At 71.6% G+C, this 12,641-nt stretch carries 10 protein-coding genes; 4 read left to right on the top strand and 6 right to left on the bottom strand.

What is annotated here, in order from left to right:
- Nucleotides 1-8 precede the first annotated feature (8 nt).
- Complete coding sequence (locus ABT014_RS07200) at nucleotides 9-419, top strand: hypothetical protein (protein ID WP_350637650.1); 411 nt, start codon at nucleotides 9-11, stop codon at nucleotides 417-419.
- A 316-nt stretch (nucleotides 420-735) separates the two neighbouring features.
- On the opposite strand, the gene ABT014_RS07195 is transcribed toward ABT014_RS07200, so the two are convergent.
- Nucleotides 736-1,419 carry an NsdA family TPR-like regulatory protein gene (locus tag ABT014_RS07195; RefSeq protein WP_502894877.1) on the bottom strand — a complete coding sequence of 228 codons (684 nt, stop codon included), beginning with the start codon at nucleotides 1,417-1,419 and terminating at the stop codon, nucleotides 736-738.
- A gap of 400 nt (nucleotides 1,420-1,819) precedes the next feature.
- Here ABT014_RS07195 and ABT014_RS07190 point away from each other — a divergent pair, with 400 nt between their 5' ends.
- Nucleotides 1,820-2,707 (top strand): LLM class flavin-dependent oxidoreductase, encoded by an 888-nt coding sequence (locus ABT014_RS07190; protein WP_502894876.1) that lies wholly within the window; start codon nucleotides 1,820-1,822, stop codon nucleotides 2,705-2,707.
- A 905-nt stretch (nucleotides 2,708-3,612) separates the two neighbouring features.
- Here the strand turns inward: ABT014_RS07190 and ABT014_RS07185 are convergent.
- The 4 genes from ABT014_RS07185 to ABT014_RS07170 all read right to left on the bottom strand — a co-directional run bounded on the left by ABT014_RS07185 (nucleotide 3,613) and on the right by ABT014_RS07170 (nucleotide 8,846).
- Entirely contained in the window at nucleotides 3,613-3,858 is a 246-nt protein-coding gene (locus ABT014_RS07185) for an LLM class flavin-dependent oxidoreductase (RefSeq protein ID WP_350637649.1), read from the bottom strand.
- A gap of 61 nt (nucleotides 3,859-3,919) precedes the next feature.
- Nucleotides 3,920-4,390, bottom strand: a complete 471-nt coding sequence (locus tag ABT014_RS07180) for a hypothetical protein (RefSeq protein WP_350637648.1) — start codon at nucleotides 4,388-4,390, stop codon at nucleotides 3,920-3,922.
- Nucleotides 4,387-8,127 (bottom strand): DUF6531 domain-containing protein, encoded by a 3,741-nt coding sequence (locus ABT014_RS07175; protein ID WP_350637647.1) that lies wholly within the window; start codon nucleotides 8,125-8,127, stop codon nucleotides 4,387-4,389. Before ABT014_RS07175 ends, ABT014_RS07180 begins: the two co-directional genes overlap by 4 nt.
- Nucleotides 8,124-8,846: a WXG100 family type VII secretion target gene (locus tag ABT014_RS07170; RefSeq protein WP_350637646.1), complete on the bottom strand. Its 723-nt coding sequence runs from the start codon at nucleotides 8,844-8,846 to the stop codon at nucleotides 8,124-8,126. The genes ABT014_RS07175 and ABT014_RS07170 overlap by 4 nt, the downstream gene beginning before the upstream one ends.
- A 251-nt stretch (nucleotides 8,847-9,097) precedes the next feature.
- Between ABT014_RS07170 and ABT014_RS07165 the strand changes: the two genes are divergently transcribed.
- Both ABT014_RS07165 and ABT014_RS07160 read left to right on the top strand, forming a co-directional pair.
- Nucleotides 9,098-9,910 carry an HAD family hydrolase gene (locus ABT014_RS07165; protein ID WP_350637645.1) on the top strand — a complete coding sequence of 271 codons (813 nt, stop codon included), beginning with the start codon at nucleotides 9,098-9,100 and terminating at the stop codon, nucleotides 9,908-9,910.
- Nucleotides 9,911-10,024: 114 nt separating this feature from the next.
- The gene (locus tag ABT014_RS07160; RefSeq protein WP_350637644.1) at nucleotides 10,025-10,633 is read left to right on the top strand and encodes a hypothetical protein; all 609 of its coding nucleotides are present in this window, start codon (nucleotides 10,025-10,027) and stop codon (nucleotides 10,631-10,633) included.
- A gap of 64 nt (nucleotides 10,634-10,697) precedes the next feature.
- On the opposite strand, the gene ABT014_RS07155 is transcribed toward ABT014_RS07160, so the two are convergent.
- Complete coding sequence (locus tag ABT014_RS07155; protein ID WP_350637643.1) at nucleotides 10,698-12,560, bottom strand: sensor histidine kinase; 1,863 nt, start codon at nucleotides 12,558-12,560, stop codon at nucleotides 10,698-10,700.
- Nucleotides 12,561-12,641: the final 81 nt, after the last annotated feature.

Below are 12,641 nucleotides of genomic sequence, written 5' to 3'. Positions count from 1 at the left end.
GTTCTGTCATGTACCCCGAGCGCGTAAGCCGGGAAGCGGAGGAGGAACTCGCCCGTCGAGCCGCCGCCGTGGAGTCCGACCTCCGATTCGTGGGACTGCCTGTCCTCCAACGTGGCGACAGCTGGGCCGGCGGTGACCGCGGCTCGGCGACGTTCGACATCTTCTACGATCCCAGCGACGACGAGTCCGGCGGTGTCTTCGTCTCCTGGCGCTCCAGCAAGGAGATCAAGGAGCTGATCGTGAACTCGCCGCAGCTCGCCGTAGAACGAGCCATCCCGCTCGGCAGCATCACCCTCGAAGCGATGACCGACGCGGTCGAACGGATCCTCGTCAGGGCCGGATGGGTCGTGGACCGGACCCTGATCGGTGTCCACGAGTCGGCCATCAAGATCCGAGGGAAGGCCCCCACCGAGCGCTGACCCACGTAGTTGTCGAAACCCCTGCAGCCGCCTCGCCACACCATGGCGAGGCGGCTGCAGTCATGACCGCCGTGTGGTCCGACGTCTGAGGTTCGGGCCTGCCCAGGGGCATCCTGGGCAGGCCCGACTTGGCCACGGTGGCAGTCTGGTCAGACGAGGAATGCGGCTGCCCGCTCGTCGAGTTCCTGCGCTCCCGGTTCCAGGTGCCGCACGCCTGGTCGATCCCGCCGTTTGCCGGCGTGTTGGGCTTCCAACCGTGCGGAAGTGCCGGCGGGGGCTCCTCCGGACCCCGCCCCGCCCGATTTGTTGGGGTGGCTCAGGCCGGACGGGGAGCGATCGGCCGGGCGCGGTCGAGTAGTTCGCGGACGTGGGGGTTGCGCCGGTGCGGGCGGGTCGCGGAGAGCATCGTGCGGAAGCGGTCGTCGGCCCGGCCTGACTGGACGTGGGGGAAGTCCTCCAGGGCAAGGTTCCAGCCCTGCACGGCTTCCTCCAGCCGTCCGGCTTCGAGCTGCCGTTCGGCGAGCATCGCGCGGTGGCGGACGCGGGCTCGGAGGTACACCGCAGGCCTGACATTCTCGGAGTGCTGGAGGGCCCGGATCGCGCCTTCGCGGTCGCCGAGTTCGTAGTTGACCTGGGCGACGTGGCACGAGAGCGAGGCCGGGTCGTAGGAGCCGTGGGCCTTGGCCTTGGACTCGGCCTGTTCCATCGCGAATTCGGCCCCTCGGAGCATCGCCAGGGCACCGGCGCGGTCGCCGGTCTGGGCGAGGGCGTACGCCTGCTGGCCGGCGAGGAACGCTCGCATCCTCGGTCCGGCCTCGGGTGAGGCGGCAGCGGCGGCGTTCGCGTACCGCAACGCTGGCGCGCCGTGGCCGAGTTCGACGGCCTGGACGCTCATGCCCCGCAGGGTGGTGCAGTAGGTCAGGTGGTCGCCGGCCGCGAGGGCGAGCTCCAGGGCCTCGGTGTAGTAGCTCTGGCCGAGCAGGTCCAGGCGCTCGTCCACGGCCACCGGCACTCGGCGACCAGGGCTGCGAGCTTGCTGTTCGGTGTCCGTTCGCGTGCCGCCATCGCCGCCCCCGGGCCAGGTTTCAAGGGTTTCAAGCATCCGGGGTGTCCCTACCGTGTTCACGCCCAGCGCAGACCTGTTGACTCGATGTCAGGCCGAGCGGGAGCGAGCCCCGGAAACGGCGGACCACCGCGGCTTCACGATCGGCGGCACCGCCCACTAGCTCGTCCATAGCTGACGTAGCGACTGCGGGTGCCGCGCCTGTCAGGGCGGCCCTCTACTCCGCGATGGCTGGTGGGCGGCGTGCTCACGCTGCTGCCTGAGGTGCGCGCCCGCACCCCCTAGGCGCCCCCTGCATCACCGGACACCGGGGGACCTTCCGCATAGGGTCGACGGCATGCGTCTGAGTACCGTGATCCTCCCCATCCACCGATGGAGCGAGGGGCAGAAGATCTGGCGACGAGCCGAGGAACTCGGCTTCCACGCCGCCTACACCTACGACCACCTGTCCTGGCGGAGCTTCCGCGAGGAGCCCTGGTTCGGGTCCGTGCCGACCCTGACCGCGGCGGCGACGGCCACCGAGCGGCTCCGGTTGGGAACCCTCGTAACGTCGCCAAACTTTCGCCACCCTGTGACGCTCGCCAAGGAGCTGATCACGCTGGACGACGTGTCCGGCGGGCGGCTGACGCTGGGCATCGGCGCCGGTGGGGTCGGGTTCGACGCGACGGCGATGGGGCAGGAGGCGTGGTCGCCGAAGGAGCGGGCGGCGCGGTTCGGGGAGTTCCTGCCGCTGCTGGACGAGCTGCTGACCAACGACGCCACGACGCGCGAGGGCACGTACTACTCGGCGGTCGAGGCGCGGAACGTCCCCGGCTGCGTGCAGACCCCGCGTGTGCCGTTCTACGTGGCCGCGACCGGGCCGCGCGGGCTGCGGCTGGCGGCGGAGTACGGGCAGGGCTGGGTGACGTACGGCGACCCGCGCGGGCCGGCGGAGGTGCCGGTGGAGCAGGCGCCCGAGGTGATCGCGCAGCAGATCGAGAAGCTGACGGCGGCCTGCGAGGCCACCGGCCGGGACGTGGCGACGCTGGAGAAGGTGCTGCTCCAGGGCTCGACCGCGGAGAAGCCGCTGCAGTCGGTGGACGCCTTCGTCGACTGGGCGGGCACCTACCGGGACCTGGGCATCACCGAGCTGGTGATCCACTGGCCGGTGCCGGACTCGGTCTTCGAGAACAACCTCGCCGTCTTCGAGAAGATCGCCACCGAGGGCCTCGCCCAGCTGACGTGAGCCGTAGCAGGCTGGGGCTGGTCGTCACGCCCCACAGATGCGGCCGGGTAAACGGCCCCGGCCGCATCAGCACAGATCAGCCGAGCATCGCTCTCTTCAGCTGCGCGGCCGCCGGGCGTTGCCCTCCGGGATTCGCCGAAGGAGGACGCCGAGAGTGGCGCGAGCGCCCCTACGCCGCTGCGCGTCACAGCCAGCACTGATGCAGAAGCAGTCGGTGCAACGGTCGCGCTGTAGAGCAGCGCAGCTGCCGCCGCTGTACTGGGCAGTGCGTGGCGGACCATGACGTCCAAAGCCCCGAACATACGTGTCACCTACCTTGATTGCTGGCCAGCTATCTGCCGGGCCGGCGAACAGGAGATGTCGTCCGGAGGGTTTCCGGCGAGTTCCGGTGCTCTCAGCGGATACGACCCGCCTGGTAGGAAGGCAAGGGACTATGTTCCGGTGATGGTCCGGAAACGCGGAGGTGTGGTGTCGGACGAGGCGGTATCGAGGTTCAGCTCCGCGCTTCGCACCTTGTTCGAGGCTGCTGGGTCTCCTACGTATGCGGAGCTGACCCGCTGGGGCAAACGGCAGCGACACCCGTGGTCACCGTAACCAGCTCGTCGTTCAGCGACTGGCTACACGGCGAATCAGTGCCGCGTGACGGTCAGGCAGTCCTGAATCTCATCGGCGAGTTGGAGGCGCGGGCACACCGGCTGGGGCGTAGGCCCGGACCGGTTGCCTGGGAGCAGTTGCATGCGCAGGCGCCGCTTCAGGGAGGGCGACATCGCTGGTGCGGAGGGCCTCTACGCACTCGCAGCGAAAGCCGGAAACGGCCATGCAGCGCAACGCCTGTCCGAGATCGAGCGGCGGATCCGGTAGCGGCCGGGCACTGACTGGCGAGCGGTGATACGCGTTTCCGCAGGTCAGGCCGCGGTAGGTGAACAAGGCTTGGCCGAGGTCACCAGCGTGCCCAGCCGGATCCGCTCGGTCGCCGTCGCGGCGGCCCTAAGCGTCGGGACCGCCCCGAACCAGGGGGCGTCCCGGAACGACCGCCAGCTCAGGTGGTCGTAGGTGTACGCGGCGTGGAAGCCGAGGTCCTCGGCCCGCCGCCAGATCTTCTGTCCCTCGCTCCACCGGTGGATGGGGAGGATCACGGTGCTCAAGCGCATCCCACCGACCCTACGGGAGCACCTCGCCCGCGCAGTCACGCATCGTCCTCGTTTCCAACCGCTACGGCACGGAGGCGCCGGGCGCGCCCCAGACGGCTTCGAGGTCCGCAGCGACGACGGTGATGCAGGAGTTGGTCAGTTCGATCTCGTGCGCGCAGCCTTCCTCCGCGGGCAGCAGCTCGTCGAGCAGGACGGTGTCGGGCTCCCGGGCGGCGGGGTCCGCTTCGGACCGGCCGACGGAGAACTCCGAGACGCCCCGGTAGCTCAGCGTCAGTCCCTCGTCGTGCTTGGCCGGATGCGGGAGGAAGGAGATCTGCAGGATGCCCGCCCCCGTGGGGGACCACGAGATCCGCTCCAGGGCGAGGTCCTTCACGCAGCGCCGGCCGGTGAAGTCGTAGTGCCCCGGCTGCCGGGCGAATGCGGACGCACCTGCGGGGAGCTCCAGGCCTTGGGCCAGGACCGCCAGGTAGTCGCCCGCGCCCAGCACGAATCCTCTGTCCTCGTCGTCCCATTCGACCTTGACGTACTTCACGTGTCGCATTCCTCGCTGCCGAGCCGGGGTCGCTTCCACCGGTCGCCCTTGATGTTCTCGGTGCCCAGTTTGCCGAGCCGCCCGCTCCCGCGCATGAACTTGACGGCCTTCCCCTTGAGACGGTTCTCGACGCTCGGCGGGACGGCGCCGCCACCGGTACCGTGCTTGTAGAACCACCCGTTGCTGCCGAACAGGCCGAACTCCTCGCCGTTGCGGTACACGTGGATCTCGAAGTCCTGGCCGTGTCCGTGGTCGAACTTGTCCAAGCGCCCGGTGAAGCCCTCGCCGAGGCCGATGGGGGCGCCGAACTGCCCCTTGGGTCGTTTCGGTTTCTTCGCCGCAAGTCCCAGCGGGTCCACCCACACCAGCGGGTTGCTGACGAACGCGTGGTGGTTCGGGTCGGCGTCCAACCCCAGCGGGTCCGGCGAGGCGAACCGGGCGGTCTCGGGGTCGTAGTAGCGGTGGAGGTTGTAGTGCAGCCGACTCTCCGGGTCGTAGTACTGGCCGGGGAAGCGGAGCGGCGTGTAGGTACTGGAGTCCTTCGGGTACGAGGTGACTCCCCAGAGGCTGGAGCGCGCCTGCCAGGCGGTGCTCCCGTCGGGGGCCAGCAGTTGGACGGGAGTTCCCACCAGATCGGTGACGATGGCGAAGAAGCGGCGGTCGACCTCGGCCTGTCCGGCGTCCGCAGGCGCGCTGCCGATCCGCTCGCTCTGGGCGACGGGCTGGAGCCCGTCGTGGTCCCAGGTCAGCGTGTAGGGGCCGGGCAGTGCGGGCCCGTGCGCCGTCTGCTCCACGAGCAACGTGCCGTCCCAGGTGAACTCGGTCCACTCGACGACCCGTTGTCCGTCCGCCTCGAGCCGCTGCTTCGCGGTACGCCGTCCCAGGACGTCGTACCGGTACCGCCAGCGTGTGCCGTCGGGAGTCGTCACCGCGGTCAGCCGGTCCTCGGCGTCCCACTCGTAGGACCACGTGCTGGTCCGCCCCGACAGGGTGGCCTGGCGGCGGACGGTCATCCTGCCCTGGAGGTCGTGCTCGTAACGGACCCGGCCCGCGCTCCGGATCAGCGTGCCCTGGTAGACGCGATCGCCGTGGGCGGCCTCGTCGCTGCCCGGCCACGAGGCGCTGGTGACGTTGCCCAGCGGGTCGTAGGCGTAGCGCTCGCTCCAGGAGACGGAATCGACAGCGGTGACCCGGCCCGCAGCATCGGCGTCCCACCGGCGGGACCGGCCGCGGTGGTCGGTCGCGGAGAGCGGGACGTCGTCGGCCCGGTAGCTGTACCGGGTGCGCTGCAGTGGCAGGCCCCCTGCCCGGGCGAGGCTCTGTTCGACGAGGCGGTCGGCCCCGTCCCAGACGGATGCCATGACCAGGCTCGTTCCCGTCCGCCGTTCCAGTTCCCGACCGAGCGCGTCGTGCGCGAAGGCGACCTGGTGGCCCGCGGAATTCAGGGTGAGCGGATTGCCGACAGCGTCGTACGTCCAGGAGCTGACGTGCTGCGAAGGTGTCCGACGGTCCACCCGGCGGCCCAGCGCATCGTAGGAGAACCGGGAGACGCGCCCGTCGACGGACTCCGCGGTCAGCCGACCGAGTTCGTCGTACTCGCGCTCCATCCGCCCGTCCGGGCCTTCGGCCCCGACGAGCCGCCCCACCCGGTCGTAGGTGAAGGTCGTCACGGCGCCGTCCGCGTTCTTCGACACCAGGTTCCCGACGGCGTCGTACGCGTAGTGCACGCTCTGGCCGGCCCCGTTGGTCCGGGACACCGGACGGCCGACGGCGTCGACGATGTAGGCGAGGGTCCGGCCGTTGAAGTCGGTCTCGGAGACCAGCCGGCCGGCGGCGTCGTACCCGTACTGCCAGCGCTGTCCGACCGGGTTGGTGACCTCGGTGAGGCGGAGTTCGCTGTCGTAGGCGAACTGGTAGCGGGCACCGTCGGGGCCGGTCCGGGCGGCGAGAACGCCGAAGCCCCCGTATTCCATGGCGGTCACCGCACCGGCGCGGTCGTGGTGGCCGACCGGATTGCCCTCGTCGTCGTAGGTCCACCGCTCGGTCGTCCCGTCAGGGGTGCTGCGTGAGACGGGCAGCCCGGTCGGTGTCCACACCGTGGTGGTGACCTGGCCGAGCGCGTCGGTGACAACGGCGGGCTGCCCGAACGCGTCGTACTCCACGGTGGTGCGGCCGCCGACCGGATCGACCAGCTCGACGACCCGGCCGGCGGCGTCGCACCGGATGGCGGTGGTGTGCCCGAGGGCGTCGGTGACCGAGGACGGGTGCCCGGCGTCGTCGTATCCGAAGCGGGTGGTGGCGCCGGTCGGATCCCGGTACTCGGTGAGGTTCCCGAAGCGGTCGTAGTCGTAGTTCCAGGCCCGGCCGTCCGGCGCCTGCGCGTGCACGGGGAGGCGGAGCGCATTGTACCGGACGGAGACGCTCGTTCCGTCCGGTCGCTCGACGCGGACCACGTCGCCGTGGTCGTCGAGGGTGTAGCGGGTGGCATTGCCGTGCGCGTCGATCTGGGCGAGCATCCGGCCGTAGCGGTCGTACCGGGTCGCCGTGCTGTGGCCGAGTCCGTCCACGACCTGCGTGACGTGGTTGTTCTCGTCGAAGTGGAAACGGGTGCGCCGGCCGAGACCGTCGGTGACGGTGGTGACCCGATCGGCGGCGTCGTAGTCGAACACCGCCGTGAGCGAACCGTCCGATCCGCGGCCGGCGACCACTCGGCCGTCGGTCCCGTACGTGTAGCCGTAGGTGTAGCCGTTGCGGTCGGTCCACGAGGTGATGCGGTCCTCACCGTCATGGGTGAGGACCAAGGACTTCCCGGTCCGATCGGCGATCGCGACCAGCCGGCCCGAGCCGTCGTACTCGTACGACGCGATCGTGGTACCGAGCCCGGCGTGGGATCCGTCCAACAGGCGCAGTGCCGCGACGCGCGACCCTGCGGTGCCAGGTGCGGCGTCGACCGCGATCCGGAAACCACCGGAGTGGCGGATCTCGGTGGGGACGCCCGCGTAGTCGTAGTGGAAGTCGATGCGGTGACCCGCGCGGTCCGTGATCGCGGCGAGGAGCCGCGATCCGTCGGCGTCCGGTGCTGCGGGGAAGTGCCGGGTCCATCCGGTACCGGGGTCCTCGATGAGGACCAGGTCGCTCTCCTGGTCCCAGCGCAGCGGCCAACGGAGTCCGTCGACCGGTAGGACCGTCTGGCCGGAATGGGAGGGACGCGGGTAGTACAGGACCTGGGCATCGTCCCCCACGTAGTGGATCGCCGAATCGTCCATCTCGACCCGCTGGTCCAGCGTCGAGGACCAACCCGGTCCGAACCCCCGGCCGAGCCGGTACCCGGAGGCGTAGGAGCGGCTGATCACCAGTGGCAGCAGGCCGGGGAGTTCGAGGTCGGTGTAGGACGCGATCATTTGCCCCGACACGACGTCGACGGGGTCGCCGGCCTTCCTGCACTTCCGATTTCCTTCGGAGCGCTGACCGGGCCTACCCGGGCCGCCGGGCCTGCCGGGCCGGTCCCGGCCACCGGAGCGAGGGTGCGGGACGCTGCCCTTTCCGTCGCCCTTGAGGATCTTCTCCAGGTCGCGGGCGTGCTGGGCGTCGGCCTCGCGGGTGTTGTGGGCGACCTTCTTCAGGTTGTCGCCGGCCTTGCGGTAGAAGTTCTTGAGCGCCTTGCCGGCGTCCTCGGCCAGCGTCCTGCCGAGCTTCTGGGCACCGTGTTCCAGCGCTTTGACGATCTGGTTGCTCATTCGAAGCTCACCCCCGCGATCTTGGACTGGAAGGCCTGGGCGTGGCCGGCCACCGTCTCGGCGTGGTCGTGCATGGTCCGGGCGTGGGCCTCCAGCGCGTCCGGGTCGATCCGGAAACCGGTGCCGGACGAGCCGCCCTGGACGCCGAGGGCCGACTCGGCGGCCCCGAAGACCAGACCGGCCACCGCGCCGGCCACCACCTCGACCAGCGGGTCGATCGCGGCCTCGATCACCTGGCCGATGACGTACTGCTCCAGCTGCTGCTCGAGGTAGTTGATCAGCCGCTTGGCGGCCTCCTCGATCGCGATCACCGCGGCCTCGGCCAGGCCGAAGGTGGCCACCGCCGCCGCCTGGTCCGCGATCAGCGCCGCCGCCAGCACCACCAGTTCCGCGATCGTCTCGACCTTCATCCCGACGATCACCTCGGCCGCCAGGTCCAGCGCGGTGGCCACCACGTGGCAGGCCTGCACCAGCTCGTCGAAGTGGCTGTCGGACAGCGCCGACCACTTCGCCAGCAGCGCCTCGTACGACGCGCCCTGGTAGGCCTCGCCCAGCTGCTGGACCGTGGCCGTCGAATCCCGGTGGGCCGACTCCACGTTCTGCGCGAACTCCCGGACGTGCGAAGCGAACTCCCGCACCTTGTCCTCGTTCACCGTCGGCCAGTTGATCCCGACGAACGACAGCAGCGAGACCACCTCGCCAGGCAGCTCGATGGCCATGGCAGAACCCTCCCCCGTGACGGTGTGCGCACGCGAAGGTAGCCCAGCGCAACCGGGGGTGGACAGGGGTTTTCCCCAACCGTGACCGGATCCGACCGGCTACGACACGAGCGACGACCCGCGGCCGGGCACCCGAGCGGCCCGGTGCGACCCCCTCCGGGCGTGCGGGAGACGGTCCACGCCGGGCGTGCGCCGGGGTGCCGGACGGCACGCTCTGCCGGACTCCGGCGCAGGTGGGCGAAGATGGAGCGGTGACCACTTCTCCGCGCCCCCGCCTGATCGCCACCGACCTGGACGGCACCCTGCTGTGCACCGGCGGATCCGTCTCCGAGCGGACGGCCGCCGTACTGCTGGAGGCCGAGCGGGCCGGGATCCGGGTGGTCTTCGTGACCGGCCGGCCGCCGCGCTGGATGACCCAGCTGAGCGCGCACATCGGCGGCCACGGGGTGGCGATCTGCTCGAACGGCGGGGCGGTGGTCGACGTCCGGCGCGGGGAGCTGCTGGAGAGCTTCCCGCTGCCGGTGGCGGACGTGCTGGCGGTGGTGACCGCGCTGCGGGCCGAGCTGCCGGGCACCGCGTTCGCCTTCGAGTACCCCGGCGGCTTCGCCCGCGAGCCCGGGTACGAGCTGCGGATGTGGGGCTCGGACGAGGACCACGCGGTGGCCCCGGCCGAGGAGCTGCTCGGCGACGGCCGGGTGGCCGGCCTGTTCAAGCTGCTGGCCAAGCACCCGGAGCTGGACCCGGACGTGTTCCTGGCCCGGGCGCGGGTGGTGGCCGGCGGCCTGGCCGAGATCACCCGGTCCAGCCCGGTCGCGCTGCTGGAGATCAGCGCGCGCGGCGTCACCAAGGCGAGCACGCTGGCCCGCTGGTGCGCCGAGCAGGGCATCGACCGGTCCGAGGTGGTGGCCTTCGGCGACATGCCGAACGACCTGGAGATGCTGGCCTGGGCCGGCCGCTCGTACGCGGTGGCCAACGCGCACCCGCAGGTGCTCGCGGCGGTGGCGCAGCACACGGTGCGCAACGACGAGGACGGCGTGGCGGCCGTGATCGAGACCCTGCTCTGACCTGCCGCCGAGCGGCTGCCGGGGCCCCGCCCGGCGGGTGACGTGTCGGTGGCGCACGGTAGTCTGGCCGACCGTCAGTTCGACCAGCGTTGCCGTCTTGGGGGATCAAGAGCCGTGTCCGTCCGCAGAGTTCTGTGCACCGCAGCCACCGCCGCCACCGTCGCCGCCGCGGGCCTCGCGCTGACCGGCTGCGACCCGTCCGGCGACACCGGTGGTCAGGCCGCCGCACCGGCCGCGAGCACGCCGGCCGCGAGCACCCCCGCCGCCGGCGCCGGGTCGCCCAAGGCGAGCGCGCCGGCCGCCACGGCGTCGGCGAAGGCGAGCGCGGACCCGGGCGACCCGGGCGCCGAGCCGGGCGCGGACTGCGGCGCCGCACCGACCATGGCCGCCGGGCACCGGATGCTGAACGTGTCCAAGGCTTCGAGCGGCACGGTCTTCTACGCCAAGGAGACCCGCTTCGCCTGCGACCCCAACGACGGGCACTGGGCGGACGCGGGCCCCGAGAAGCCGTACGCCTTCGCCCCCGGCGCCGTCGCCGAGCTGACCGACCTCTCCTTCCGGACCACCAAGGTCACCCTCGCCCAGCTGGCGGAGCACACCGCCAAGTGCCTGGACCACACCGAGGACCCGGAGAAGCGGCCCTGCTTCAGCAACCTGACCTACGAGGTGGTGCTGGACGCCTCCGGGAAGATCACCAAGGTGAGCGAGAAGTTCCACCCCTGACACCCCCGACACCCCTGACACCCCCGATACCAGGGCCCCAAGAGCCCACCCGATCCGGTCCGGCTCAGTAGCGGGCGGTCCAGCGGACCCGGGTGCCCTTGCCGTGCGGACCCGGCTCGTGCCAGGCGTCGCCGCCGAGCGCCTCGGCCCGCCGGGCCAGGTTGCGCAGACCGCTGCGCCGCCCGCCGGCCGGGATGCCGACCCCGTCGTCGGTGACGGTGAGCAGCACGCCGGGCTTGCCCGCCCGGTCGAGGGCCTCCGGGTCGCCGGGCACGGGCCGGCCCTCGTCGTCCAGGTGGACGGTGGCGGCGATCTCGACGGCGACCCGGGAGGCCCGGGCGTGCCGGGCCGTGTTGGAGAGCATCTCCCGCAGGGCGGCCAGGAGTTGGCGGGCGGCCTGCTCGCCGACCAGGCTCTCCACCGGTCCGGTGAAGGTGATGGTCGGCTTGAAGCCGAGCGCGGCGGCGGCCTGGCTGCCCTCGCGCAGCACCCTGGTGCGCAGGGTGTCCGGCTGGTCGTCGGTGTCGCCGTGCTGGAGGGCGTAGATGGTGGTGCGGACCTCCTGGATGGTGGCGTCGAGTTCGTCGACCGCGCGGCCGATGCCGGTCCTGACCTCGGGCACCACCGCGCGGCGGGCCGCGCCCTCCAACATCATGCCGGTGGCGAACAGCCGCTGGATGACCAGGTCGTGCAGGTCCCGGGCGATCCGGTCGCGGTCCTGGAAGACCGCCAGGCGCTGCTTGTCGCGCTGCCCCTCGGCCAGCCGCAGGGCGAGGGCGGCCTGCGAGGCGAAGGTCTGGGCGAGCTGCTTCTCGTCGTCGGTGAACGGCGCCGAGCCCTGGTGCCGCCAGACGCACAGCCCGCCCAGCACCCGGCCGGAGGAGATCATCGGGACGGCCATGGACGGGCCGAAGCGGCGGGCCAGCCGGAGCACCACGGCGGGGTCGGAGGACATGTCGTCCAGGTGGACGCTCTCCCCCGCCATCAGGTGGGTGGCGAAGCTGCCGGGCGGCATCAGCTCGCCGTTGAGGTACTCGGCGACCTCGCCGGAGGCGTGCGCGACCCGCATCTGCCCGTCGACGGTGGGCAGCAGGATCATCCCGACGGCGGCGTCCGCGAGGTCGCGGACCTGCTCGGCGGCGACGGTGAGGGCGACCTTGGCCTCGTCGGTGGAGAGCAGCGCGGTGGTGACCGCGGACGCGCCGGCGATCCAGCGCTCGCGGCGGCGCCCGTCCTCGTACAGCCGGGAGTTCTCGATCGCGACGCCGGCCGCGGCGGCCAGCGCGTGCACCACCTGCTCGTCCTCCGGGGTGAAGCCGGCGCCGCCCTTCTTCTCGGTCAGGTAGAGGTTGCCGAACACCTCGTCGCGGACCCGGATCGGCTCGCCGAGGAACGAGGTCATCGGCGGGTGGTGCGGGGGGAAGCCGGCGGAACGCGGGTCCCGGCCGAGGTCGGCCAGGCGCAGTGGCTGCGGGTGGTCGATCAGCACGCCGAGGATGCCCCGCCCGGAGGGGAGCTCGCCGATCTCGGCGGCGGTGGCGTCGTCGATGCCGACGTGGATGAAGTCGGAGAGTCCGGAGCCGTGCGGGGAGATCACGCCGAGGGCGGCGTACTTGGCGTCGACCAGTTCGGCGGCGCCGGTGGCGATCCGCTGCAGGGTGGCGTGCAGGTCCAGGCCGGCGCCGACCGAGACCACGGCCTCCAGCAGCCGCTGCATCCGGTCGGTGACGGCGGCGGCCGACTGGAGGCGTTCGGAGACCTCGGTGACCAGGGTGTCCAGGCCGAGCGAGGAGATCTCCGGCACCCGGTGCGGGACCGGGTCGGGCTGCCCGGTCGGGTCCGGCGGCGCGAAGGGCTCGGGCTGCTCGGGCCGGCCGAAGGGGTCGGGGCGGTCCGGTGGCCCGGGCGGGCGCTGCGGGGTCTCCATGGGTCGAGGGTAATTTGCCGGGTTTGCGTTCGCCGCGCCGGAGCCGACGGTCAGGGGGAAGGCGAGCGGCCGGCGGGCCGC

This window comes from Kitasatospora sp. NPDC094015 (assembly GCF_040304075.1).
Lineage (GTDB): Bacteria > Actinomycetota > Actinomycetes > Streptomycetales > Streptomycetaceae > Kitasatospora.
The sequence above is the reverse complement of the archived record's forward strand: the minus strand, read 5'-3'. Positions and strand labels throughout refer to the sequence as shown.